Genomic DNA, 24032 nt, shown 5'->3' on the forward strand with positions numbered 1-24032 from the left:
GTTCTCAACGCTCCTTCGTATAGGGGACACCACCCGCCTTCGGCGGGATCGCCACGCCGATGAAGCCGGCGAGCAGGACGCAGGTCAGGATATAGGGCAGCGCCTGGAAGATCTGCACCGGAACTTCGCCGATCAGAGGAACGTGCTTGCCTTGCATGAAGTTTGCCAGCGCATCGAGGAAGCCGAAGAGCAGGCAGGCGAACATGACAGGCACCGGCTTCCATTTCGCGAAGACCAGCGCCGCAAGTGCGATGTAGCCTTTACCGGCTGACATGTCCTTGATGAAGGCCGCTGACTGCGCGATCGCCAGATAGGTTCCGGAGAAGCCGCAGAGGATACCTGCGCACATGACAGCGCGATAGCGCAGCCAGCTTACCGAAATGCCCGCCGTATCGACCGCGCCCGGATTCTCGCCGACGGCGCGCAGCCGCAGGCCAAAGCGCGTGCGATAAAGAATCCACCAGGAAAGCGGGACCGCGAGGAAGGCGAGATAGGTCAGGATGTTGTTGCCTGATATCACGTTGGCGTAAAGCGGACCGATGATTGGAACTTCGCGGATGGCATCGGCGCCAGGTAGCACGATCGGCACAAAGCGAGCCTCGGGAAGCAGCTGCGGCGTGCGGCCGCCCTGGCCGAACCAGGCGCCGCCGAGAACGATCGTGATACCGGCGACGAAGAAGTTGATCGCCACGCCCGAGATGATCTGGTTGCCACGATTGGTGATCGAGGCGAAGCCGTGCACGAGGCTGAGCGCCACGGAGCAGACGATGCCGGCGCCGAGACCGAGCCATGGCGAACCGGTCAGATAAGCGACGCAGGCCGCTGCAAATGCCGAGCCGAGCATCTTGCCCTCAAGGCCGATATCGAAGATGCCGGCGCGCTCCGAGAAGAGACCTGCCAGCGCCGTGAAGATCAGCGGGATCGACAGGCGGATCGTGGAGCTCAGGACGCTGATGAAGATGTCATAGTAATCCATCGTCCGTTCCCCTCACGCGGCCTTGAACTGTTGGTAGACGCGAACCATCGCGGGGCGGAACATATATTCGAGCGCGCCGGCGAAGAGGATGACGAGACCCTGGATCACCAGGATCATTTCGCGCGTGATGTTGGGCATCTCGAAGGAGATCCAGTCGCCACCCTGGTAGAGGATGCCGAAGAGGATCGCCGAGAAGATGATCCCGACAGGGTGATTTCTCCCCATCAACGACACGGCAATGCCGACGAAACCGGCGCCGCCGACGAACTCCACCTGCAGACGCGCAGAGGATCCCATCACCGGGTTCAGCGCCATCATGCCGGCCAGCGCGCCGGACAGCAGCATGGCGATCATGACGATACGGGCGTAGGGGATGCCGGCATAGGCCGCAGCGCTCTGGCTGACGCCAAGCGTCCGCATCTCGAAGCCGAGCTTGGTGCGCCAGATCAGCAGCCAGACGAAATAGGCGGCAGCAAGCGCGATGAGGAACGAGACGTTGAAGGGGGCTGCGCCAAGCTTGGCGCCAAACAGGTTCATCAGCCAGCCGAGCTTCGGCAACTGTCCGCCTTCAAGGAAGGTGCGGGTTTCCGGCGCCATTTTGCCGGGCACAATCAGCACATGCACCAGCAAATACACCATCAGCGCCGCGCCGATGTAGTTGAACATGATGGTGGTGATGACAATGTGGCTGCCGCGCTTTGCCTGAAGGAAGGCGGGAATGAAGGCCCAGGCAGCGCCAAAGAGGCCAGCACCGACGACCGCCACCGGCATCGTCACGTACCATGGAACATAGTGGTCGAGCGTCAGCGCCACCAGTGCGCAGCCGAGGCCACCGAGGTAGGCCTGACCTTCCGAGCCGATGTTGAACAGGCCGGCATGAATGGCAACAGCAACGGAGAGGCCGGTGAAGATGAAGCTCGTCGCGTAGTAGAGCGTAAAGCCTATGCCTTCGCCGCTGCCGAGCGCGCCTTCAATCAGCAGCGACAGGGCCGCTAGCGGGCTCTCCCCGATGAGCCAGACGACGAAGCCGGAGATCAGGAAGGCGACGAGCAGGTTCAACAGCGGAATGAGGCCGTAGTTGATCCAGTTTGGAAGTGGAACGGAAGCAGTGCTCATCAAGACCTCACGCGGCAATGCCGGCCATCATCAGGCCGAGGGTCTGTTCACCGGCATCGGGCGTCTTCTCGCCGACGACGTGGCCGGCAAACATGACAAGGATACGGTCTGAAAGGGCGCGGATTTCGTCGAGTTCGACGGAGACGAGCAGGATCGCTTTGCCCGCGTCGCGCATCTCGATGATCCGGCGGTGAATGAATTCGATGGCGCCGATATCGACGCCGCGGGTCGGCTGGCCGATGATCAGCGCTGTCGGATCGCGCTCGATTTCGCGCGCTACGACGATCTTCTGCTGGTTGCCGCCGGAGAAGTTCGCGGTCTTCAGCCGCGGGTTCGGCGGACGGATGTCGTATTTTTCGATCTTCTCCATCGCGTCCTTGCGGATCGCGTCGAGGTCGAGCAGCGGACCCTTGCTGTAGCCGGGATTGCGATGGTAGCCGAGAACGGAATTCTCGTATTCCTCGAATTTCAGCACCAGCCCCATGTGATGCCGGTCTTCCGGAATGTGGGCAAGACCAAGCTCGCGCAGCCGCGCCGGATCGGCCTTGTCGATCGGATGACCGTCGAGGAAAATATCGCCGGAATGCGGCTTGCGGATACCTGATATCGCCTCCAGTAGCTCGGACTGCCCATTGCCGGCGACGCCGGCAATGCCGACAATCTCGCCGGCGCGGACATCGAAGGAGACGTTGTCGACCATGGTGACGCCGCGATTGTCCTTAACGGTCAGGTTACGGGCCGACAGGATCACCTTGCCTGGATTGGCTTCACCCTTCTGCACGCGCAGCAGCACGCGGCGGCCGACCATCAGTTCGGCAAGCTCCTCGACCGTCGTCTCGGATGTCTTGCGGGTTGCGACCATCTCGCCGCGGCGCATGACCGATACCGTGTCGGTGATCGCCATGATCTCGCGCAGCTTGTGGGTGATCAGAATGACTGTCTTGCCCTGGTCGCGAAGGACGCGAAGGATCTTGAAAAGATGGTCCGCTTCAGCAGGAGTGAGCACACCCGTCGGCTCGTCGAGGATCAGGATCTCGGCGCCGCGGTACATGGCCTTCAGGATTTCGACGCGTTGCTGCAGCCCGACCGGAAGCTCTTCGATCAACGCGTCGGGATTGACTTCGAGGCCGTAATCCTTCTCCAGGCGTCGCAATTCGGCGCGCGCGGAAGAAACGCCCCTGGCGAGCAGCGCGCCGCCCTCGGCGCCGAGCATGACGTTCTCGAGCACCGTGAAATTGTCGACCAGCATGAAGTGCTGGTGCACCATCCCGATCCCGGCCGCGATCGCAGCCTGGCTGTCCTTGATGGTGACGGGATTGCCGTTGACGCGGATTTCACCGGCGTCGGCATGGTAGAAACCATAGATGATCGACATCAAGGTCGATTTACCGGCACCGTTTTCCCCGATGATGCCGTGAATCGTTCCCTTGGCGACGGTAAGATTGATGTCCTTGTTGGCGTGAACGGCACCGAATTTCTTGTCGATGCCCACAAGTTCGATAGCGGGCGTGTCTGTCACAGCAGGCTCCAAATACGAAAAGGGCGTATGGCGGAACAACTCCGCCATACGCCCGTCTCAGTCACGGATCACTTCGGGCAAGCATTGTCCGTCGTGTAGTCGTGAACCTTGACGGTTCCCGCAATGATGCCTTCCTTGGCCTTGTCGAGCGCGGCCTGCATTTCAGGCGTGATCAGGGCCTTGTTGTTCTCGTCCATGGCGGCGGCGACGCCGTCTTCCTTGACGCCGAGCGCCAGGACGCCAGCCGTGAACTTGTCGGCCTTGACGTCGCTGAAGCCGTTGTAGACGGCGAGGTCGACGCGCTTGACCATCGAGGTCAGGACGGAGCCCGGGTGAAGATGGTTCTGGTTGCTATCGACGCCGATCGAGAGCTTCTTGTTGTCGGCAGCCGTCTGCAAGACGCCGAGGCCGGTTGCGCCCGCTGCTGCGTAGATGACGTCAGCGCCCTGATCGATCTGGTTCTTGGTGAGCTCGCCACCACGGACCGGGTCATTCCAGGCAGCGCCCGTCGTGCCGGTCATGTTCTGGAACACCTCGATATCGGACTTGACGGAGCGTGCGCCCTGCTCATAGCCACATTCGAACTTGCGGATCAACGGAATGTCCATGCCGCCGACGAAACCGACCTTGCCGGTCTTTGAAGCGAGGCCTGCCAGAGTACCAACGAGGAAGGAACCTTCTTCTTCCTTGTAGACGACAGAACGGACGTTCGGCTTGTCGACAACGGCATCAACGATGACAAACTTGGTGTCGGGGAATTCAGCTGCGACCTTCTCGATGGCCGAGGTCCAGGCAAAGGAGACGGCGATAACCGGGTTGAAGCCGCGGCTCGCGAAGTTGCGGATCGCCTGTTCGCCTTGGGTGTCGCCGGTCGGCTCGAAGTCGCGATAAGCGATGCCGGTTTCTTTCTTGAACTTCTCAGCGCCATTAAAGGCTGCTTCGTTAAAAGACTTATCGAACTTCCCGCCGGTGCCGTAAACGAGCGCCGGCTTGACGTCGGCGGCCAGCGCCGTCGTGGACATTGCAGCCACGGCCAGGAGAGTCAGAAGGGATTTTTTCATGAGTTGCAGCCCTATTGTTTCTATTTGTTTGGGTCCTCCCGCAAGCCTGTTTCAGGCGTGTCTGCGGAACCACCGACCTCCCCCCGGAGGCCTGGCTGGGCGCATCCTTGCATGGCTCAAAAAAAAATTCACGAGAAATTTTTCGACTGGTAAAAATTTGCCGCAATTGCCAAAAATCAGCTCAGGCGAGCTGATTTTTGCACAAAATCATCGTTGGGTTGCGGTTTTTCTAGTCAGTTGGGCGGCCGATATTGGTCTGATGCTGGGCCGAAATCTTCGTTCGAATTCCGAGCCAAGGCCATTTGTTATGCCGCAAAGCGGCCGGCCACCGGCGGCTTCTTGTAACCCGCCATCCACAACAGCAGCGACAGCACCAGGAACACGGCGAAGGCGGGCTGGAGCATCAGCCACTGGAAGGCAAGCGTGTAAAAGCGCGGATGGATATAGTAGGCGATGGTCGATTGCAGCGTTTCCAGCGAGGAGGGGCTCAGGTCCTGCCACGCGTCGCCCATCGGCGTGATAACAACGGAAGATGCGGCAACGGACTGAATGGAATCGATCGTTCCGGCAATGACGGCAACAGCCAGCGCAACAAGACTAGCCAAACGCAAAAGGAAACGCATCGATCTCTCCGGCTACCAAACGCGCCGGGCATTTTGCCCGACCAGCCGCGCCATTTGCTACCTACAACAAAACATAGTGACAGGCGGGTGGGACTGCAATGGAGGGCTTGGCCGCACTTTTACCGGAAGAAGTCAAAAAACTGTTAGATTTGGGTTGATCGGCAAAAATTCATCGGTATATATCGCGGCCGTTCCGACGATTTGCATCTTCGCCGATGCAGACCGCCAAAGGACAGGTGGCCGAGTGGTTGAAGGCGCACGCCTGGAACGCGTGTGTACGTGAAAGCGTACCGAGGGTTCGAATCCCTCTCTGTCCGCCATTTGCAAAACAAACGGCTTCATACCATTCCCTCAAAGACCGAATTGGCGGCAAGCCTTATACGGGCGATAGCGGTCATACGTGCGGTTACAGCCGCAAGAGGCCTTGCCCGAGGTAAGGCCTCTTTTATTCAGACCCAATCCGATATTGAGTCGGCGCAACGGAACGTTTGCGCGGTCTTAGCCGGCAGCCGCCGCGCTTTGCTCGCGCTTCGGTAACTTCCACCCCGGCCGGACAAAGTGGCAGGTGTAGCCGTTCGGAATGCGCTCCAGATAGTCCTGGTGCTCCGGTTCCGCCTCCCAGAAGTCGCTGGCCGGAACCACTTGGGTAACGACCTTGCCGGGCCACAGGCCCGATGCGTTCACATCAGCGATGGTGTCTTCGGCGGTTAGCCGCTGTTCGTCGTTGGCGTAGAATATCGCCGATCTGTAGCTGGCGCCGAGATCATTGCCTTGCCGGTTGAGTGTCGTGGGATCGTGTATCTGGAAGAAGAACTCGAGAATGTCGCGGTAGCTGATCTTCACGGGATCGAACATGATCTCGATCGCCTCGGCGTGGTTTCCGTGATTCCGGTAAGTGGCGTTCGCTACTTCACCACCGGTGTAGCCTACGCGAGTGGAGACGACGCCCGGATAGCGTCTGATGAGATCCTGCATGCCCCAAAAGCAACCGCCCGCCAGTACCGCACGCTCTACAGTCATTGGATCGTCCTTTCAGCGAAATGATGCGCGTGAACCATCGGCAGCCCGCGCCTTGCCCCCTAGATGGGGACCGTGACCCCGTTTTGCCAGCTTGTATCTCGCTCCCCGCGTGGCTCTGAAGAGATTGCGGGGGCCGCGCTTAGACAAGCACCGCCTGATCGACGCGATCTTCGGTTCCGAAGAACTTCAGGTACCGCTGAACCTCGGCCGGGTCGCCGGTCGCCTTCTGCGGATTGTCTGACAGTTTGACGGCGGGGCGGCCGTTGGCGTCGATGACCTTGCAGACGACAGAGATGGGATTGAGCCCGGAGATCTCGGTCGGCGCGCAGCCGGCAAAATCGTTGGTGAGGTTGGTGCCCCAGCCGAAGCTCATGCGCACCTTGCCTTCGAAGTGCTTGTAGGTGTCGATGATGGCATCCACATCAAGCCCGTCCGAGAAGATCAGCAGTTTCTGGCGCGGATCGCGGCCCATCTTCTTCCACCATTCGATAATCTTCTCACCGCCTTCGATAGGCGGCGCGCTATCCGGGCGGAAACCCGTCCAATCAGCGACCCATTCGGGCGCATCGCGCAAGAAGGCGGTAGTGCCGAAGGCATCCGGAAGGACGATCAGCAGGTTTCCGCCGTAGAGCTTGTTCCAGTCTCGCAACACCTTATAGGGCGAACGACGCAGTTCCTCGTCGGTTTGGGCAAGTGCCGCGGCCACCATCGGCAGCTCGTGGGCGTTCGTGCCCACGGCTTCGAGATCGGAATCCATGGCGAGCAAGACGTTGCTGGTGCCCGTGAAGGCGGGACCAATGCCTTCCTTCAGCGCCTCGACACACCAGCGCTGCCACAGGAAGCTATGGCGGCGGCGCGTGCCGAAATCGGAGATGCGTAGCCCCGGCAGTGCGCGCAGGCGCTCCACCTTTTCCCACATCCGTGCCTTGGCACGGGCATAGAGCACATCGAGCGTAAACGGCCCGAGCGCCTTCATGGCGGAGCGCGACCGAAGCTCGTTGATAATCGCGAGTGCTGGAATTTCCCACATGGTCGTGTCCTTCCACGAGCCGTGGAAGTCGAGCACATATTGGCCATCGCGCTTCGACAATTCGTATTCGGGCAGCTGGAAATGCGAAAGCCAGGCCAGGAACTCGGGCTCGAAGATCTGCGCGCGCCCGTAGAAGCTGTTACCCGCGAGCCAGATCATCTCTTTCTTGGAAAGGCGCAACGAACGCGCATGATCAAGTTGCTCGCGCAGCTCGCCCTCATCGATCTCTTCGGCCAAAAGCACGCGTTTGGTGCGGTTGATCAGCGTGAATGTGGCGTTGACGTCAGGATAGAGCTTCCAGATCATCTGCAGCATGAGCAGCTTGTAGAAATCTGTGTCGATCAGGCTGCGAACGATCGGATCGAGCTTCCAGGTGTGATTGTAAACGCGCCTTGCGATATCGGTCTTGGCCATGAACTCCGCCCATTCCCAAACCGGACACATCGCGTCATAAGCCGACGCACGAAGACCGGCTCGTGCGCTTTCTTATCGAAAAATCAGCCGGTAAAGTCCAGAGCAATCAGAAAAGCATCCTGCCAGCGGTCCGGCAGGATGTTTTTTTGTGACCGCCTGACCCGCCCCGTTCCTATTGCGCGGGGGCATTCGGCGTAGCCGGTGCCGGCTGTTGCGATTGAATTTGCTGTCCAGGTTGCTGCGGTACGACCTCCGCAGCCTCCTTCTTGCCCCAGATTTCAACGGGGATCCATACGATGAAGGCAAGCGCCAACGCGACGATCAGAACCATGAGAACTCGGGTGCCCATGCGGCCCTGCCTTGTCTTGACTGGCGAAATCGTCTCTTCGGCGTGGAGCTTACTGTCGGACTTTTCCCAGCGCGGTTCCGTCTGCTGAGCCATGCCTTCCTCCTTCCGCGTGAGCTTTATCAGCCCGGCGCCTCATCTCGGAGGAAAACGAACGGCGCGCGGCATGGTTCCTGCCGTCAGTAACCTCTCTGCCGGTCGACGACGAATTGCAAAGGCTCACCGCTCTCGTAGCGGGCGATTTGGCGCTCGACGTGCCGGAAGAGTGCCGTCTCATCGGATACCGCCGCATCGTGCGGTGTGATGAACACATTCTCCAGCCCCCAGAGCGGATCATCGGAGGGCAGCGGCTCGACGGCGAAGACGTCGATCGAGGCGCCGCCGAGCACGCCGCCCTGAACCGCGGCGACAATGTCGCTCTGCACCTGGCTCTTGCCGCGGCCGGCATTGATGAACACCGGTCTGCCGAGCGCGCCGCCCTGCCGCAGCTTTGAAAACAGCGCCGCATTATAGAAGCTACTGGTCTCGGGCGTTAGCGGCAGAAGGCCGACGAGAAAATCCGTCTTGGACAGGAAATCGTCGAGCTGACCGAAATCGAATGTCTCGATGCCGTCGATCTCCTTGCGGCTGCGCGACCAGCCGATGACGTTGAAACCCATCACCTTCAGCTTGTACGCCGCGTCCTGTCCGAGCACGCCGAGGCCCATGATGCCGACGGTGATCTCGGCAGCTTCCGGCGGAACCAGCTTGCCCCAGATACGCGCGCGCTGATCTTTGTCGTGCTGATGTTGTTGCCGCAGGTGCATGAGGCACTGCATCACCACCCATTCGCTCATCCGGGTCGTCAGGCTGCGGTCGGAGAAGCGAACGATCGGGACGTCAGGCAAGCCCGGCAGGTTCATGAAGCTGTCGACCCCGGCGCCACCCGAGAAGATGACCTTGAGATTGGGGGCGCGGCTGAAAAGATCCGCGTCCGGCTTCCAGAGAAGCGCATAGTCGATGCCGGTCAGATCGCGATCCCTGTTTGTGGGATCGGCGAGATTGATGCTGCCGCGATCCAAAAAGGATGTCTTGAGGATGCGGGCAACGGTGTCAGGGTCGAACTTCAGATCGACTAGAATGGGCGGTTTTGCGGACATGATAGTCTTTACTGTTGGACGGCGGGTGTCGGGACCGCCTCGATGTTGAAGGCGGCAGCCATCAGCGCCTTGGTATAGTCGTCCTTGGGCGCACTGAAGATCTTGGCGGAAGGCCCTTGTTCGACGACCTTGCCGAAGCGCATGACGATGACGTCGTTCGCCAATGCTTTCACCACCTTGAGATCGTGGCTGATGAAGAGGTAGGCGAGATCATGCTTCTTCTGCAGATCGCGCAAGAGGTCCACGACCTGCGCCTGGACGCTCATGTCGAGCGCGGACGTCGGCTCATCCAGCATCACGAAGCGGGGTTTCAGCACCATGGCGCGGGCAATGGCGATGCGCTGGCGCTGTCCGCCGGAGAATTCGTGCGGATACCGCCAGCGGGTCAGCGGATCGAGCCCGACTTCCTCCAGCGCCCAGCAGACACGCTGATCGCGCTCCTCGTAGGAAAGCGCCCGCTCATGTACCTTCAGTCCCTCCGCGATAATGTCGCCGACGGACATGCGGGGGCTGAGCGAGCCGTAGGGATCCTGGAACACGACCTGCAGCTGGTTGCGGAGAGGCCGCATTTCCGTAAATGAATAGCTGGCTATATCCTTACCGACGAAGCTGATCCGGCCCTGCGACGAAATCAGCCGCGTCAACGCCAGACCGAGTGTTGTCTTGCCGGAACCGGATTCGCCGACGACGCCGAGCGTTTGGCCAGCGCGCAGCTGAAGGTCGATGCCGTCGACGGCCTTTACATGATCGACGACCTTCCGCATGAGGCCGGCCTTGATCGGGAACCAGACGCGGATATCCGATCCCTGCATCACGATGGGCTTCGAGGAGTCGGTACGCGGCGGTTCGCCACGTGGCTCGGAGGCCAGCAGATGCCGCGTGTAATCGTGCTTCGGATTGCGGAAGACTTCTTCCACGCTACCGGTCTCGACGATCTTACCCTTGGTCATGACGCAGACCCGATCGGCGAACTTGCGAACGATGCCGAGGTCGTGGGTGATGAAGAGCATGGACATGCCATGCTGGCCCTTCAGCTGCCGCAGCAGTTCGAGGATCTGTGCCTGCACGGTCACGTCGAGCGCGGTCGTCGGCTCGTCCGCGATCAGCAGCTCCGGCCTGTTGGCGAGTGCCATGGCGATCATCACGCGTTGCCGCTGGCCGCCAGAGAGTTCGTGCGGATAGGCCTTCAGCCGCTTTTCCGGCTCGCGAATGCCCACCTGGTTCAGCAGTTCGAGAACTCGCGTGCGCGCGGCCTGTCCGGTCACGCCCTGGTGCAACTCGAGAATCTCCGCGATCTGCTTCTCGATCGTGTGCAGCGGGTTGAGCGAGGTCATCGGCTCCTGGAAGATCATCGTGATGTCGTTGCCGCGCACCTCGCGCAACGCTTTGTCGGATGCCTTCAGGAGGTCCTTGCCCTTGAACAGGATTTCGCCGGAGGGATGGCTGGCCGCGGGGTAGGGGAGCAGCTGCAGGATCGAGTTGGCGGAGACCGATTTGCCCGAACCGGATTCGCCGACCAGCGCCACGACCTCACCCTTGCGGATATCGAAGGAGACGCGATCGACAGCCAGCGATGTATCGCCAGCCTGGTGGAATGCCACCGAGAGATCGCGAACGGATAGCAGTGTTTCGGCAGCGTCACTCATTGAAACGTCTTCCTGGGATCGAATGCATCACGAACCGCCTCGCCGATGAAGATCAAGAGCGACAGCATGATCGACATGGTGAAGAACGCTGTCAGCCCGAGCCACGGCGCCTGCAGGTTGGCCTTGCCCTGCGCGATCATCTCGCCGAGCGAAGGAGAACCCGGCGGCATGCCGAAGCCGAGGAAGTCGAGCGAGGTCAGCGTCGTGATCGAGCCCGACAGGATGAACGGCAGGAAGGTCAGCGTCGCGACCATCGCGTTCGGCAGCAGGTGGCGCCACATGATCGTCCGGTTGTTCACCCCGAGCGCACGGGCGGCACGGACATATTCGAAATTGCGCGCCCGTAGGAATTCGGCACGCACGACGCCGACAAAACCAACCCAGGAGAAGAGCAGCATGATCCCGAGCAGCACGAAGAAGCCGGGCGGCAGGATGGCGGCGATGATCAGCAGGATGTAGAGCACCGGCATCGACGACCAGATCTCGATGAAGCGCTGCAGCAAGAGGTCCGTCCAGCCGCCGAAATAGCCCTGGATCGCGCCGGCGGTGACGCCGATGATGGCCGAGCAGATCGTCAGCACCAGACCGAACAGAACGGAGATGCGGAAGCCGTAGATGACGCGGGCAAGCACGTCTCGTGCCTGATCGTCCGTGCCGAGCCAGTTGAGATTGCCGAAATTGCAGCCCGGATCGGCCGCGCCCTGCGGATATCCGGAGCAGCGCTCTTCCTTGCTCATCAGCCAGAAGGGCGGGGTCGGTGCCGAATGCGGGATGTTCGAATTGACCGAGCGATAGGAGTAGCGGATCGGCGGCCAGATCATCCAGCCATTGGTATTGATTTCGTCCGCGATGACGTCGGAGCGATAGTCCGTTTCGGCGAGGAACCCGCCGAACTTCTCTTCCGGATAGTTGACGAGGACGGGGAAGAGGATCTCGCCCTTGTAGGAGGCAATAATTGGCCGGTCGTTGGCGATGAACTCGGCAAACAGGCTGAGCACGAACAGCACAAGGAACAGCCACAAGGACCAGTAACCGCGCCGGTTGGCCTTGAAATTCTTCCAGCGGCGGATGTTGGTCGGCGACAGCAGGCCCTTGCGCGGCGGCTTGACCGGCGTTGCGGTCGTCGGATTGGCGGCGGTGTCCATCAGACCTCCCTCCGCTCGAAGTCGATGCGCGGGTCGATCCACGTGTAGATCAGGTCGGAAATCAGGCTGACGAAAAGGCCGAGCAGCGAGAAGATGTAGAGCGTCGCAAAGACGATCGGATAGTCGCGGTTGACGACCGAGAGATAGCCGAGCCGTCCCAGACCATCGAGCGAGAAGATGTTCTCGATCAGCAGCGAACCAGTGAAGAAGGCCGAGATGAAGGCGCCGGGGAAACCGGCAATGATGATCAGCATGGCGTTGCGGAAGACATGGCCGTAAAGCACCTGCCGTTCGTTCAAGCCCTTGGCCCGGGCGGTCACCACATATTGCTTCTTGATCTCCTCGATGAAGGAGTTCTTGGTGAGCAGCGTCGTCGTCGCGAAGGCGGCAAGAGAGAGCGAGATCAGCGGCAGCGTCAGGTGCCAGAAGTAGTCGAGCGGTTTCTGCCACCAGGCGAGCTGGTCGAAGTTGTCGGAGACGAGGCCGCGCAGCGGGAACCAGTCATAGAAGGATCCGCCGGCAAAGAGCACGATCAGCAGGATACCGAACAGGAAGCTCGGAACCGCATAGCCGATGATGATGACGCCCGAGGTCCAGACGTCGAAAGTCGAGCCGTCTTTGACAGCCTTGCGGATGCCGAGCGGGATCGAGATGCCGTAGGAGAAGATCATGATCCAGACGCCAAGCGAGGCCGAGACCGGCAGCTTCTCCTTGATCAGGTTAAGCACGGAGGTATTGCGAAAGAAGCTCTCGCCGAAGTCGAAACGGATGTAGTTCCACATCATTTCGCCGAAGCGCGTCAGCGGCGGCTTGTCGAAGCCGAACTGCTTTTCGAGTTTGGCGATCAACTCAGGATCGAGCCCCTGGGCGCCGCGGTATTTCGAGCTGCCTTCGTCAAGGCCCCCGCCGCCGAGAAGATCTCCGCCGCCACCGGAAAGCCGAGAATCGGCGCCCTGCGCATCGCCGGTCAGCTGCGCGATCACCTGCTCGACCGGACCGCCGGGCGCGAACTGGATGACGGTAAAGGAGATGGCCATGATGCCGATGATCGTCGGGATCATCAAAAGCAGGCGGCGAAAGATATAGGCGCCCATCAGTGAAGGCCCTTCCGGGAAGGCTTGCGTCGAGCGCTGTCCAGTCTATCGCCGTTCAATCCGTGCGGTCTCCTTGTCGTGTGGCCAAGCGCGCTGCACCTTGCCCTGATTCGTATCGTTCATTTGGAGCCCACTCACACCGGCAATGCAAGCCTGCTCGCCGGCCGCCTATTTCGCGTCCTTCGACCACCAGACATCGGGGAAACCGGTCGCGTAGGTCGGATATTCGGCCGGCCGCGTGATGGTGTCCCAATAGGCGATCGACTGCGTGCCGCGATAAAACAGTGGCACGACATAGTGCCCCGCCAGGAGCACGCGGTCGAGCGCCTTGATCGCCGCTACCTGTTCGTCGCGGTTGGGGGCGAAGATCACCATGCGGATCAGCGAATCGATCGCCGGATCGGCGATGCCCGCATAGTTGCGTGAACCCTGCTGGTTGGCCGATCCCGATCCCCAGTAGTCGGCCTGCTCGTTGCCGGGGTTCATCGTCTCCGCCCACACGTTCCAGATCATGTCGTAGTCAAAGCTGCGCACCCGGTTGGTGTATTGCGAGGCATCGACGGTCCGGACACGCGCATCGATGCCGATCTTCTTCAGATTGTTGGTATAAGGCACTGCCCAGCGTTCCAGCATCGGGCTCGACAGCAGGATCTCGAAGCTCATCGGCTTGCCGGTCTTGGTATTGACCATACGGTTGCCCTTGATCTCCCAGCCGGCGTCCCTGAAGAGCCCGATCGCCTTGCGCAGGTTGTCGCGGCTCTTCTGCGGATCGCCGCCGACCGGATTGGTATAAGGCGTGGTGAAGACCGCAGGTGACAGCTTGTCCTTGAGACCATCAAGGATTTCAAGCTCGCGGCCTTGGGGCAGTCCGGAGGAGGCGAGCTCGGTGTTCCAGAAATAGCTGTCGATGCGCTTGTAGGTGTTGAATGCGACGGTGCGGTTCAGTTCTTCGAAGTCGAAGCCGTAGTTCAGCGCCTCGCGAACCTTTTCATCCTTGAAGATATCGCGACGCGTGTTCGGTACCAGGGCTTGCATGATGCCGGTGGCGCGCAGCGCGTTGGGGACGTCCTCCTTCTTCACGCGTCCGTCCTTGACGGCGGGGAAATCATAGCCGGTCGCCCAGCGCGCCGCTTGCGTCTCTTGCCAATAGTCGCTGTTGCCGGCCCGGAAGGCCTCGAACTCGACGTCCCGGTCGCCGAAATAGGTGTAAGTGATCGAGCCGAAATTGTTCTGGCCAACATTCACATTGAGGTCCTTGCCCCAATAGTCGTCGCGCAACTCGTAGCGGATCGTTGCGCCCGGGGCGAAGGCAGCGATCTTGTAGGGACCGGATCCCATCACAGGCTCGAGCGTCGTCTTGGAAATGTCACGCGGCTTGCCGTCTGGCCCCGTGCCCTCCCACCAGTGCTTAGGCACTACGGTCAGCTGTCCCAGGATATTGGGAAGCTCCTTGTTGTTCTTCTCGTCGAAGGTGAAGGTCACGTCGCGTTCGCCCGTCTTCTCGGCCTTTGCGACATGCTTGTAGTAGTTGGACAGGAGCGGGTTGAGCTCCTTCGATTTGTCGAAACTGAAGACGACGTCATCAGGCGTCACCGGGTTTCCGTCGGCCCACTTGGCTTCCTTGCGCAGCCGGAAGGTTGCGCTCGATACGTCGTCGGGAAAAGAAACGCCTTCCGCCAATAGCCCGTAGGAGGCGAGCAGCTCATCGTCGGCCGATTTCATCAGCGTTTCGAAAGGCAGCGTCAGGCCGACCGCCGTTTCGCCCTTCGCAAGCAACGGATTGAAGGTGTCGTAGGTGCCGGAGGCGGAAAGCCGCAGGTTGCCGCCCTTCGGTGCATCCGGATTGACGTAGTCGAAATGCTTGAAGCCTGGTTTGTATTTCAGCTCGCTGATGACGGAACTGCCGATCTGGAAATTTGGCTCCTGTGCAACGGTCTGCAATGGCAACGCCAATGTGCCGAAGAGAGAAAGGACCACACCAAGTTTCGACCACGTAAGCGCCATTCGCCAACCCCGATTGTTTTTCTGCTTTCGCCGACAATAGGCGAAAAGCAGGCGAAAAACAGGTGAGGCGGCTGTTTTTGTCTGGCTCGCGGGATCGTGACCAATGCGGTCTGTCAGGTCGTTGCTTCCTCCAGCCTTTTGCGCAGCATTCCGCGCAGTTCCGTCACCATGCGTGGGTCGCCTCCGATATCCGGATCGTGCGCTGCGGTGACGATGATCCGAAGGAGTTCGAGCACCAGCGCCGCCAATAGGTCCACGTCGTCGCCAATCGACGGCACGGCCTTCCGCAGCAGTGCTGTGATATTGCCGCGCAGTTCCGCCCGTGATTGCACCTTGCGTTCCTTGGGAATGTCCCGGCGCGCCGCCAGGACCGGAAATTCGCGATGCTCTTCCAGAAAGGCGCCAAGTCGGGCGAATATCGCGTCGCCGATCTCCGCCGCGCGTTTGCCATCCACCTTTGCCTGTAGATCCACCAGCGCCGCGTTGAGCTGCCGCAGCCGTTCGAGATGCAGCGCTTCCGCCAGGAGCATCTTGGTCGGGAAGAACTGGTAGAGCGAGCCGATCGAGGATTTTGCCTCAGCGGCGATCTCGGTCATCGTCGCGGCTTCGTAGCCTCTATCGAGAAACACCTTGGCCGCCGCCTCGGTCAGAACGGCGACGCGCTCCCGCCCGCGCTTCTGCTTCGGCGAACGATTCATCAGATCGGGGCTTGATTTTTGTGAGGTCATCCTCATATTTCCAATTGTGAGGATGGCCTCATGTTTATTCCGGAGTCTTTCATGTCCCTCTACGATCCCAAGACCACGGCCCTGATCTCCATCGATCTGCAGGGCTTTATCATTTCCAGGCCTGTGGCACCCCATTCCGCCCAGCAGGTGATCGAAAATACGGCCGCAATCGCCAAGTCGCTGAAATCCGCCGGCGGCACCACGATTTTCGTGACGGTCGGATTTTCCGCAGACTATGCCGATGCTGTCAACCAGCCGACCGACGAGCCGGCTGCCTTCCCACAGGGTGGATTGCCGGCCGAAGCCCTGCGCGAGCCGCCCGAGATCGCGGCCCTCACGCCCGACGTGCGCATCACCAAGCATCAATGGAGCGCCTTCTACGGGACTGAAATGGACCTGCAACTGCGCCGGCGCAGCATCAAGACCGTTATTCTCACCGGCATCGCCACCAATTTCGGTGTTGAAGCCACCATCCGCGATGCCTTCGCGCATAACTATGCGGTCATCGCCGTCGAGGATGCGATGACGACGTTCTCAGGCGAGATGCAGGCCTTTGCCTGTGAGCGCATCTTCCCGCGCCTTGCCCGGGTGCGCAAAACCGCCGACATTCTCGCGAACGCCTGAGCCTCACACGCTGCCCGAGCTGGTGTGGGTGAAAACATCGATTCACCAAAATTGCTTTTCACTATAGATTCGATCGCAAATCACTCGGCCGCGCGCCGCAGACGCTCAGGACATGGCATGGCTCTCCATACCACCAGGACTTTTCAGACATTTTTGAAATTGGCATTTGCCGGCATGCTCGGTGCAAGTCTCGTCGCCGGCGATGCCGGCGCCGAAGATAAGCAGCCGAGTCCCGGGAGCGCTAAGGCCATTTTCGGCTCTGTCTCTCTGCCGAGCCAAGGCGCAGCTCAGCCTTATGGCTTCTACGCGAAAGGTTGCATGTCCGGAGCTGTCGCTCTGCCGATCGATGGACCAACCTGGCAGACCATGCGGCTTTCGCGCAATCGCCGTTGGGGCAATCCCGCCATGATCTCGCTGCTGGAACGGCTGTCCCGTGACGCGGCAAAGTATGACGGATGGCCGGGCCTGCTCGTCGGCGATATCTCGCAGCCGCGCGGCGGGCCGATGTTTAACGGCCATGCGTCGCACCAGATCGGACTTGATGCCGACATTTGGCTGACGCCAATGCCCGCTCATCCGCTGAGCGTCGAGGAACGCGAAACGCTGCCCTTCACGACGATGCTGCAGAAGAATGCGTTCCTGACCATCAATCCCAATGTCTGGACCGAATCGCGTGCCAGGCTGTTGATGCGTGCGGCGAGCTATCCCCAGGTGGAACGGATCTTCGTCAATCCTGCCATCAAGAAGAAGATGTGTGACACCTGGACGGGCGATCGCACCAATCTCGGCAAGCTGCGCCCGATCTACGGCCACGACTCGCACTTCCATATCCGCATCAAGTGCCCGCCGGGCGCAACCGCCTGCAAGCCGCAGGCGCCAGTGTCTGCCGACGATGGATGCGGCAAATCGCTGGCATGGTGGTTCACGAAGGAACCATGGGCTCCGCCGAAGCCACCAAAGCCCGGCACGAAGCCCGTCAAGCCGCGCGAAGTGATGGTCTCTGATCTTCCGAACGCCTGCTCGGCGGTCCTTGCAGCACCGTCCGTTGACTCCATCCAGGCGGCGACGTTCGGGGGTGCCGCCGATGCCCCGGCGGTCGCGCCGATGGCGGTGATGCCTGCCGCGGCGTCCGACGAGGGACTGCCTGCCATCGGGCCGGTGCCGGATGACAAGCCGTCCGTCGAGTGACGTATTGCCAGTGCTGGCGGTGGTCTTTCAAAAGACGGGCGCTTCGTATAGAAGCAGTCAAATCGATTGAATTTCAGGCGGAGGTCCTTTTCATGGCCGGCGGCAAGTGCCTTGCATTGATTGCGCATGACCAGAAGAAGGACGACATGGCGGAGTTCGCACGCCGCAACCGTGAGACATTCGCGAAGTGGAAGATCGTTGCCACGGGCACGACCGGCGGCCGGGTTCTTGAGGCCGCTCCGGACCTCGATGTGACCCGCCTGAAAAGCGGCCCGCTCGGCGGCGACCAACAGATCGGCGCACTGATTGCCACCGGCGAAGTCGATGCGCTGATCTTTTTTGTCGATCCTCTGACACCGATGCCGCATGATGTCGATGTCAAGGCTTTGATGCGGCTTGCAATCGTCTACGATATCCCGATGGCGCTGAACGAAGCGACCGCCGACAAGCTTATTGCCACCCTTCACGCGTAACCGGCGCTTGATTGCGCGCACGTACGGAACCTGCCATGCCCCAGTTCGATACCAGCGACACCGCCATGCCTTTCCCAATCCTGATCGGCGATATCGGCGGCACGAATGCCCGTTTTGCGATCATCCCGGACGCCGCGGCAGAGCAGATCCATTTTCCGAATGTCCGCACCGCCGATTTCGAGACGATCGACGATGCGATCCGCAGCTGCATTCTTGAAAAGAGCAGCTTGCGACCGCGCTCGGCAATCCTTGCTGTCGCTGGCCCGATCAGCCGGGACGAGATACCGCTGACGAACTGCGACTGGGTTGTCCGCCCACGCACGATGATCGACGGCCTCGGCATTGAGGACGTGCTCGTCGTCAACGACTTCGAGGCGCAGGCACTGGCAATTGCCAACCTCTCTGACGAGAACCGCGAGCGCCTTGGCAATGCATCGGGCGAGATGGTCGCATCCCGTGTCGTCCTTGGTCCGGGTACCGGTCTCGGCGTCGGTGGGCTTGTTCATGCACGAGGCTCCTGGATTCCCGTGCCGGGCGAGGGTGGCCACGTCGATCTCGGGCCGCGCACCGCGCGCGACCTTCAGATCTTCCCGCATGTGGAGACGATTGAGGGCCGGGTTTCTGCAGAGCAGATTCTGTGCGGCCGGGGTATCGTCAACCTCTACCGGGCAATCTGCACGGCGGATGGTGTCGAGCCCGTCTACTCCGACCCCGCAGACATCACCTCACACGCGCTTGCCGCTACCGACAAGGTTGCCGTTGAGACGATCAGCCTGTTCTCGACCTATCTCGGCCGCGTTGCAGGCGACATGGCAATGATCTTCATGGCGCGCGGTGGCGTCTTCCTGTCAGGGGGTATCTCGCAGAAGATCCTGCCCGCGCTCAAGAAGCCGGAATTCCGGGCTGCGTTCGAGGACAAGGCGCCGCATTCGGCGTTGCTTGCGACGATCCCGACTTATGTCGTCACACACCCGCTTGCGGCGCTTGCGGGCCTTTCATCTTATGCCCGCAAGCCCGAGAGCTTCGGCGTCTCGACGGACGGCCGTCGCTGGCGGGCGTAGCGGCACTGGTCAAAACGCCGTCAACTCTTTATAGAGCCGGGCGAGAGCACGCAGCCATGAAGACATGCGTGTCCTGACACACAGGAAGACTGATTTTTGCAAGCACCGGACACCCAGCAGAAGCCTCTAACGAGCGACAGCATCACCGGCATTTTGAAGCGCATTATCGCGGAAAACGGCCGTGAGCATCTGTGGGGCTATGTTTTTGCCATAAGCTGCCTCGTCATCGTTGCCCTGTCGACGGCGTATACTGCCTGGATCATGAAGTCGGTGATCAACGAGGCGTTCGCAAATCGGCGTGCGGATATCGTCTGGGCGATCTGCTTTACCATCTTCATTGCCTTCGTCGCGCGCGGTTTTGCGAGCTACGGCCAGGCCGTGGTTCTGTCCAAGATCGGCAACAACATTGTCGCGCAGTATCAGCAGCGTGCCTATTCGCACCTGATGAAGCTGTCGCTCGGTTATTTCAACCAGACGCGATCGGCCCATGTTGTTGCGCAGCTCAACCAGAACATCAGCGGCATCCGCGATGTGATGAACCTGACGATCACGTCGACGGTGCGCGATCTCCTGACGTTCATCTCTCTGCTCGTCGTGATGATCATTCAGGATCCGCTGCTCAGCCTGGCGGTTTTCGTTCTGGCGCCACCTCTTCTTTACGCGTTGCGATATGTGTCGAAGCGGCTTCGCGTGGCAACCAAGGATGCGATCCACGTCAACAGCCACGTTGCCGGTGCGATGCAGGAGACCATCCAGGGTATCGCTATCGTCAAGGCCTTCACCATGGAAGCCCAGCTGGAGGACAAGGTTGACAGGCTTGTCGTAAGCGCCGAACGGCGTGCGAACCGGATCGCCCGTCTGTCCGAACGAACGGCCCCGCTCACGGAAAGCTTCGCCGGTCTTGCCGTGGCCAGCGTTCTCGCCTACGCCGCTTACCGGACGATCTACAACAATATTCCGCCGGGCGCCTTTTTCTCGTTCGTGATGGCCTTGCTGCTGGCCTACGATCCCGCGCGCCGTCTCGCTCGCCTTCAGGTGCAGATGGAGCGCGCCGTCGTCAACGCCCGCATGATCTATGAATTCCTCGATACGGTGCCGCATCAGCGCGATGTGCCCGGCGCAAAGGCGCTCGTCGTCACGGAAGCCAGGATAGAGTTCCGTAACGTCTCCTTCGCCTATGGTGACGATGAAGTCCTGCGCGATGTCAGCCTCGTCGCCGATGGCGGCAAGACAACGGCGCTAGTCGGACCGTCGGGTGCCGGCAAATCGACGATCATTACGCTCATTCCGCGTTTCTACGATCCGAAGGCCGGGCAAATCCTGATCGACGGCCAGGACATTGCGCATGTGACGAAGCAGTCGCTGCGTGAACAACTGGCCTATGTTTCCCAGCAGCCATATCTTTTCGAAGGGACGATCCGCGACAACATCCGTTATGGCCGCCAGGAGGCGACCGACGCGGAAGTCGAACGCGCCGCGCGTCTCGCTTATGCGCACGACTTCATCCTGGCGCAGCCGCAAGGCTACGACACGCCCGTTGGCGAGAATGGCGTGACGCTTTCAGGCGGTCAGCGCCAACGCCTTTCGATCGCCCGCGCTCTGGTGCGCAATGCTCCGATCCTGCTCCTCGATGAAGCGACCTCCGCGCTCGACACCGAGTCTGAAGCGGCCGTTCAGAAGGCCCTCGATGAGGCCATGGTCGGCCGCACCGTGGTCGTCATCGCCCACCGCCTTTCAACCGTTGTGCGCGCCGACAAGATCGTCGTCATGCAACAGGGCCGGGTCATCGAAGAGGGCAATCACGATAGTCTTGCACAGCGCAACGACGGTCTTTACGCTCGCCTCAACAATCTGCAGAGGCCAGCCGCCTCGGATGCCCGCTGATAGGATGATCGACTGACATGAGCGATGCTGCGATGAAACTGGTTGTGGTTGGCGCGGCAGGGCGCATGGGGCAAACGCTCATCCGTCTCATCCACGCCATGGATTGCGTAACGCTGCATGCCGCGGTCGAGCGCACCGGCTCGCCCTTCGTTGGCAGGGACGCGGGCGAAATCGCCGGTCTTGGCCCGAATGGCGTCATCATCGGGGATGATCCGCTGGCGGCCTTTCTCCATGCCGAAGGTGTTCTCGATTTCACCTCACCCGCCGGCACGGTGGAGTTCGCGGCTTTGGCCGCACAGGCGCGCATTGTCCATGTCATCGGCACGACCGGCTGCTCAGTCGACGATGATGCCAAGATCGCGGCCGCGGCCCGTCATGCCCGCGTCGTGAAGTCCGGCAATATGGGCCTTGGCGTGAATTTGCTCAGCGTCCTTGTCGAGCAGGCTGCTCGGGCCTTGGACCCTGCGGATTGGGATATTGAAGTCCTTGAAATGCATCACAAGCGCAAGGTCGACGCGCCTTCGGGCACCGCGCTGCTGCTCGGCGACGCGGCGGCCAAGGGCAGAGGCATCGACCTCGCCTCGAAGTCGGTGCGCGTGCGCGACGGCCACACCGGCCCGCGCGAGCAAGGTACCATCGGCTTTGCGACGCTGCGCGGCGGCTCGGTTGTCGGCGAGCATTCGGTCATCTTCGCTGGTGAGGGCGAAACCGTGACGATGTCGCACAGCGCCACCGATCGCTCGATCTTCGGCCGCGGCGCCGTCAAGGCAGCGCTCTGGGCGCGCGACAAGAAGCCCGGTCTCTATTCCATGCTCGACGTGCTCGGGCTTTCTTCAAAATAATCTTTTTCGGAGGCATATTTCATGAGCGGCACTCTCGTCCTCGTTCGCCACGGCCAGAGCGACTGGAACCTCAAGAATCTTTTCACCGGCTGGAAGGACCCTGAACTGACCGAACTCGGCATTCAGGAAGCCAACACCGGCGGCAAGGCGCTCGTCGACTACGGCATCAAGTTCGACGTCGCCTTCACGTCTGACCTGAAGCGCGCCCAGGACACGCTGAAGATCATCCTCGACAATGTCGGTCAGCCGGACCTCAAGACCTTCAGGGATCAGGCGCTGAACGAGCGCGATTACGGCGATCTCTCGGGCCTCAACAAGGATGACGCCCGCGCCAAGTGGGGCGAAGAGCAGGTTCACATTTGGCGCCGCTCCTACGACGTTCCGCCTCCGGGCGGCGAAAGCCTGCGCGACACCGGCGCCCGCGTCTGGCCTTACTACCTGACGGAAATCCTGCCTCGCGTCCTGCGCGGCGAAAAGGTGCTGGTCGCCGCCCACGGCAACTCGCTGCGCTCTCTGGTCATGGTCCTCGACAAGCTCACCAAGGAACAGATCCTCGGCGTCAACCTCGCGACCGGCGTGCCCATGGTCTACAAGCTCAACGCCGACTCGACCGTCGCTTCCAAGGAAGTGCTCGGCGACATGTCCGGCGCTCACTGATATCGATTGCGCCGCGCATCGTTTGCTGCGCGGCGCTTCGCCGGCCTTGTTGGCACCGGCTTTCAGCCTTTAGACGTGTCCGTAGCCTGAGGCGCCTTTTTTCGCGCCGCCTCGAAATCCGGCAGACGGTTGGCGATCCACTGCCAGAGCGTCACCACCTCCACCAGAAGCTCTCCGCCGAGCGGCGTCAGTTCATATTCCACCCGTGGCGGCACCTGCGGGTAGAGCGTCCGCGTTACCAGCCCGTCGCTCTCAAGCGTCCGTAGCGTCTGCGTCAGCACCTTCTGGCTGATCCCCTCGACCCGCTCCAGAACCCGCGAAAACCGCAAAGGCCCCTTGGCCTCCGCCAGAATGTGCATGACGCGCAGCGGCCATTTGGCGCTGGCGCGTTCCAGCATCTCACGGGCCAGCGCATCCTGCGCATCGGTCAGCGTCTCGCAAAAATCGAATGTACCATCGTCCAGGTCAGTTACCATTAGGTATGTATAGCTCCCCCGGGTACCTTCTTTCAAGATGAAACTGACCTGCCTATATGGTGTTGCGACGGATCAAGGAGATTTTGGATGTCACAGGTTTGGTTGATTACAGGCAGCTCGCGTGGCCTGGGCAGGGCACTGGCCGAAGCGGTACTGGCGGCCGGGCACAAACTGGTCGCGACCGCGCGCGATCCTTCGCAGCTTCAGGATATCAAGCAGCGCTACGCCGACAATGTCTTGACGATTCCTCTTGACGTGACCGACGCGCAATCGGCGGCATCAGCCGTGAAGGCCGCAGTGCAGACGTTCGGTCGCCTCGACGTGCTCGTCAACAATGCAGGCTTTGGCGATGTCGGATCGATCGAGGACACCAGCCTTGCCGATTTCCGCGCCCAGATCGAAACCAACCTGTTCGGAACCATCATCGTCACCAAGGCGGCGCTGTCGCTGATGCGCGAGCAGGGCTCCGGCCACATCATCCAGTTTTCCTCCGTCGGCGGTCGCATCGGCCCGGCCGGCCGCGCGCCTTATGCGGCAGCGAAGTGGGGCGTCGAAGGTTTTTCGGAGGTGCTTTCCCGGGAAGTCGGCCCGCTCGGCATCAAGGTGACGATCATCGAGCCCGGCGGCTTTCGCACAGATTTCGCCGGTGCCTCGACGACGCTCCGCGAAGGACGCCCGGAATACGAGGGCACCGTCGGCAAGATGGCCCGCTACCAGCGCGATTACAACGGCAAGCAGCCGGGCGATCCCGCAAAGGCAGCCGCTGTGATCATCCATGTTGCCGGTGTCGCTGAACCGCCGCTGCGCCTGCTGCTTGGTAGCGATGCGGTGCGTGGTGTCGAGCAGAACGACGCGGTACGAGCCAAGGAGCATGCAGCCTGGCGCGACTTCAGTGTCTCCACAGACTTCGAGCCCGGCGCCGGCGCAGGAAAGTTCCCCTGGGAAGCCGGGAAATAACGACCGGTC

General features: G+C 60.9%; 22 protein-coding genes, 1 tRNA gene and 1 pseudogene. 9 read left to right on the top strand and 15 right to left on the bottom strand.

Annotation, left to right across the window (positions count from 1 at the left end):
• Positions 1 to 4: 4 nt before the first annotated feature.
• From NBG89_RS17955 to NBG89_RS17975, 5 genes are all read right to left on the bottom strand, one after another.
• Positions 5 to 976 carry an ABC transporter permease gene (locus NBG89_RS17955; protein ID WP_431321049.1) on the bottom strand — a complete coding sequence of 324 codons (972 nt, stop codon included), beginning with the start codon at positions 974 to 976 and terminating at the stop codon, positions 5 to 7.
• A 12-nt stretch (positions 977 to 988) separates the two neighbouring features.
• Complete coding sequence (locus NBG89_RS17960) at positions 989 to 2092, bottom strand: ABC transporter permease (protein ID WP_431321050.1); 1104 nt, start codon at positions 2090 to 2092, stop codon at positions 989 to 991.
• A gap of 7 nt (positions 2093 to 2099) precedes the next feature.
• A complete protein-coding gene (locus NBG89_RS17965; protein WP_431321051.1) occupies positions 2100 to 3611 on the bottom strand; it encodes an ABC transporter ATP-binding protein in 1512 nt (503 codons plus the stop codon).
• Between the two features lie 68 nt (positions 3612 to 3679).
• Positions 3680 to 4672: a BMP family lipoprotein gene (locus NBG89_RS17970; RefSeq protein ID WP_431321052.1), complete on the bottom strand. Its 993-nt coding sequence runs from the start codon at positions 4670 to 4672 to the stop codon at positions 3680 to 3682.
• A 305-nt stretch (positions 4673 to 4977) separates the two neighbouring features.
• Positions 4978 to 5295 carry a hypothetical protein gene (locus NBG89_RS17975; protein WP_431321053.1) on the bottom strand — a complete coding sequence of 106 codons (318 nt, stop codon included), beginning with the start codon at positions 5293 to 5295 and terminating at the stop codon, positions 4978 to 4980.
• 230 nt (positions 5296 to 5525) lie between these two features.
• On the opposite strand from NBG89_RS17975, the gene NBG89_RS17980 reads away from it, so the two are divergent.
• Positions 5526 to 5615: transfer RNA gene (locus NBG89_RS17980), tRNA-Ser, on the top strand.
• A gap of 178 nt (positions 5616 to 5793) precedes the next feature.
• Here NBG89_RS17980 and msrA read toward each other — a convergent pair.
• The 9 genes and pseudogenes from msrA to NBG89_RS18025 form a co-directional block, all read right to left on the bottom strand.
• Positions 5794 to 6315 carry a peptide-methionine (S)-S-oxide reductase MsrA gene (gene msrA, locus NBG89_RS17985; RefSeq protein ID WP_431321054.1) on the bottom strand — a complete coding sequence of 174 codons (522 nt, stop codon included), beginning with the start codon at positions 6313 to 6315 and terminating at the stop codon, positions 5794 to 5796.
• Between the two features lie 139 nt (positions 6316 to 6454).
• Entirely contained in the window at positions 6455 to 7759 is a 1305-nt protein-coding gene (gene pncB, locus NBG89_RS17990) for a nicotinate phosphoribosyltransferase (protein ID WP_431321055.1), read from the bottom strand.
• Between the two features lie 178 nt (positions 7760 to 7937).
• Positions 7938 to 8201, bottom strand: a pseudogene (locus NBG89_RS17995) (hypothetical protein); the annotation flags it as partial.
• Positions 8202 to 8284: 83 nt separating this feature from the next.
• Positions 8285 to 9244, bottom strand: coding sequence for a 2-hydroxyacid dehydrogenase (locus tag NBG89_RS18000; protein WP_431321056.1), 960 nt, complete (start codon positions 9242 to 9244; stop codon positions 8285 to 8287).
• An 8-nt stretch (positions 9245 to 9252) separates the two neighbouring features.
• On the bottom strand, positions 9253 to 10890 hold the full coding sequence (locus tag NBG89_RS18005; RefSeq protein ID WP_431321057.1) for an ABC transporter ATP-binding protein: 1638 nt from the start codon (positions 10888 to 10890) through the stop codon (positions 9253 to 9255).
• A complete protein-coding gene (locus NBG89_RS18010; protein WP_431321058.1) occupies positions 10887 to 12035 on the bottom strand; it encodes an ABC transporter permease in 1149 nt (382 codons plus the stop codon). Before NBG89_RS18010 ends, NBG89_RS18005 begins: the two co-directional genes overlap by 4 nt.
• Positions 12035 to 13129, bottom strand: coding sequence for a microcin C ABC transporter permease YejB (locus NBG89_RS18015; RefSeq protein WP_431321059.1), 1095 nt, complete (start codon positions 13127 to 13129; stop codon positions 12035 to 12037). The genes NBG89_RS18010 and NBG89_RS18015 overlap by 1 nt, the downstream gene beginning before the upstream one ends.
• Positions 13130 to 13297: 168 nt before the next feature.
• Positions 13298 to 15133 carry an extracellular solute-binding protein gene (locus tag NBG89_RS18020; RefSeq protein WP_431321060.1) on the bottom strand — a complete coding sequence of 612 codons (1836 nt, stop codon included), beginning with the start codon at positions 15131 to 15133 and terminating at the stop codon, positions 13298 to 13300.
• 113 nt (positions 15134 to 15246) lie between these two features.
• On the bottom strand, positions 15247 to 15861 hold the full coding sequence (locus tag NBG89_RS18025; RefSeq protein ID WP_431321061.1) for a TetR/AcrR family transcriptional regulator: 615 nt from the start codon (positions 15859 to 15861) through the stop codon (positions 15247 to 15249).
• A gap of 51 nt (positions 15862 to 15912) precedes the next feature.
• On the opposite strand from NBG89_RS18025, the gene NBG89_RS18030 reads away from it, so the two are divergent.
• From NBG89_RS18030 to NBG89_RS18060, 7 genes are all read left to right on the top strand, one after another.
• Entirely contained in the window at positions 15913 to 16485 is a 573-nt protein-coding gene (locus tag NBG89_RS18030; protein WP_431322732.1) for an isochorismatase family protein, read from the top strand.
• Positions 16486 to 16602: 117 nt separating this feature from the next.
• Positions 16603 to 17673: a penicillin-insensitive murein endopeptidase gene (gene mepA / locus NBG89_RS18035; RefSeq protein WP_088691476.1), complete on the top strand. Its 1071-nt coding sequence runs from the start codon at positions 16603 to 16605 to the stop codon at positions 17671 to 17673.
• A 92-nt stretch (positions 17674 to 17765) separates the two neighbouring features.
• A complete protein-coding gene (locus NBG89_RS18040; protein WP_088691001.1) occupies positions 17766 to 18146 on the top strand; it encodes a methylglyoxal synthase in 381 nt (126 codons plus the stop codon).
• Positions 18147 to 18181: 35 nt separating this feature from the next.
• Positions 18182 to 19207 carry a glucokinase gene (locus tag NBG89_RS18045; RefSeq protein WP_431321062.1) on the top strand — a complete coding sequence of 342 codons (1026 nt, stop codon included), beginning with the start codon at positions 18182 to 18184 and terminating at the stop codon, positions 19205 to 19207.
• Between the two features lie 96 nt (positions 19208 to 19303).
• Positions 19304 to 21091, top strand: a complete 1788-nt coding sequence (locus NBG89_RS18050) for an ABC transporter ATP-binding protein (protein ID WP_431321063.1) — start codon at positions 19304 to 19306, stop codon at positions 21089 to 21091.
• Positions 21092 to 21108: 17 nt separating this feature from the next.
• A complete protein-coding gene (gene dapB / locus NBG89_RS18055) occupies positions 21109 to 21933 on the top strand; it encodes a 4-hydroxy-tetrahydrodipicolinate reductase (RefSeq protein ID WP_431321064.1) in 825 nt (274 codons plus the stop codon).
• A 21-nt stretch (positions 21934 to 21954) separates the two neighbouring features.
• Complete coding sequence (locus tag NBG89_RS18060; protein WP_431321065.1) at positions 21955 to 22590, top strand: 2,3-bisphosphoglycerate-dependent phosphoglycerate mutase; 636 nt, start codon at positions 21955 to 21957, stop codon at positions 22588 to 22590.
• Positions 22591 to 22652: 62 nt separating this feature from the next.
• On the opposite strand, the gene NBG89_RS18065 is transcribed toward NBG89_RS18060, so the two are convergent.
• Complete coding sequence (locus NBG89_RS18065) at positions 22653 to 23066, bottom strand: winged helix-turn-helix transcriptional regulator (RefSeq protein WP_431321066.1); 414 nt, start codon at positions 23064 to 23066, stop codon at positions 22653 to 22655.
• Between the two features lie 87 nt (positions 23067 to 23153).
• Here NBG89_RS18065 and NBG89_RS18070 point away from each other — a divergent pair, with 87 nt between their 5' ends.
• Complete coding sequence (locus NBG89_RS18070; protein ID WP_431321067.1) at positions 23154 to 24023, top strand: oxidoreductase; 870 nt, start codon at positions 23154 to 23156, stop codon at positions 24021 to 24023.
• Positions 24024 to 24032: the final 9 nt, after the last annotated feature.

This window comes from Rhizobium sp. YTU87027, assembly GCF_050644135.1.
In the GTDB taxonomy this organism is placed as follows: domain Bacteria; phylum Pseudomonadota; class Alphaproteobacteria; order Rhizobiales; family Rhizobiaceae; genus Rhizobium.

What these genes read in the sequence shown, in the direction of transcription:
- NBG89_RS18015 (WP_431321059.1), bottom strand. Translation starts at nt 13,129, where the DNA reads ATGGGCGCCTATATCTTTCGCCGCCTGCTTTTGATGATCCCGACGATC.
- msrA (WP_431321054.1), bottom strand. Translation starts at nt 6,315, where the DNA reads ATGACTGTAGAGCGTGCGGTACTGGCGGGCGGTTGCTTTTGGGGCATG.
- NBG89_RS18065 (WP_431321066.1), bottom strand. Translation starts at nt 23,066, where the DNA reads ATGGTAACTGACCTGGACGATGGTACATTCGATTTTTGCGAGACGCTG.
- NBG89_RS18070 (WP_431321067.1), top strand. Translation starts at nt 23,154, where the DNA reads ATGTCACAGGTTTGGTTGATTACAGGCAGCTCGCGTGGCCTGGGCAGG.
- NBG89_RS18025 (WP_431321061.1), bottom strand. Translation starts at nt 15,861, where the DNA reads ATGACCTCACAAAAATCAAGCCCCGATCTGATGAATCGTTCGCCGAAG.
- NBG89_RS18005 (WP_431321057.1), bottom strand. Translation starts at nt 10,890, where the DNA reads ATGAGTGACGCTGCCGAAACACTGCTATCCGTTCGCGATCTCTCGGTG.
- NBG89_RS17955 (WP_431321049.1), bottom strand. Translation starts at nt 976, where the DNA reads ATGGATTACTATGACATCTTCATCAGCGTCCTGAGCTCCACGATCCGC.
- NBG89_RS17960 (WP_431321050.1), bottom strand. Translation starts at nt 2,092, where the DNA reads ATGAGCACTGCTTCCGTTCCACTTCCAAACTGGATCAACTACGGCCTC.
- mepA (WP_088691476.1), top strand. Translation starts at nt 16,603, where the DNA reads ATGGCTCTCCATACCACCAGGACTTTTCAGACATTTTTGAAATTGGCA.
- NBG89_RS17970 (WP_431321052.1), bottom strand. Translation starts at nt 4,672, where the DNA reads ATGAAAAAATCCCTTCTGACTCTCCTGGCCGTGGCTGCAATGTCCACG.
- NBG89_RS18000 (WP_431321056.1), bottom strand. Translation starts at nt 9,244, where the DNA reads ATGTCCGCAAAACCGCCCATTCTAGTCGATCTGAAGTTCGACCCTGAC.
- NBG89_RS18060 (WP_431321065.1), top strand. Translation starts at nt 21,955, where the DNA reads ATGAGCGGCACTCTCGTCCTCGTTCGCCACGGCCAGAGCGACTGGAAC.
- NBG89_RS18030 (WP_431322732.1), top strand. Translation starts at nt 15,913, where the DNA reads ATGTCCCTCTACGATCCCAAGACCACGGCCCTGATCTCCATCGATCTG.
- NBG89_RS17975 (WP_431321053.1), bottom strand. Translation starts at nt 5,295, where the DNA reads ATGCGTTTCCTTTTGCGTTTGGCTAGTCTTGTTGCGCTGGCTGTTGCC.
- dapB (WP_431321064.1), top strand. Translation starts at nt 21,109, where the DNA reads ATGAGCGATGCTGCGATGAAACTGGTTGTGGTTGGCGCGGCAGGGCGC.
- NBG89_RS18040 (WP_088691001.1), top strand. Translation starts at nt 17,766, where the DNA reads ATGGCCGGCGGCAAGTGCCTTGCATTGATTGCGCATGACCAGAAGAAG.
- NBG89_RS18010 (WP_431321058.1), bottom strand. Translation starts at nt 12,035, where the DNA reads ATGGACACCGCCGCCAATCCGACGACCGCAACGCCGGTCAAGCCGCCG.
- pncB (WP_431321055.1), bottom strand. Translation starts at nt 7,759, where the DNA reads ATGGCCAAGACCGATATCGCAAGGCGCGTTTACAATCACACCTGGAAG.
- NBG89_RS18045 (WP_431321062.1), top strand. Translation starts at nt 18,182, where the DNA reads ATGCCCCAGTTCGATACCAGCGACACCGCCATGCCTTTCCCAATCCTG.
- NBG89_RS18020 (WP_431321060.1), bottom strand. Translation starts at nt 15,133, where the DNA reads ATGGCGCTTACGTGGTCGAAACTTGGTGTGGTCCTTTCTCTCTTCGGC.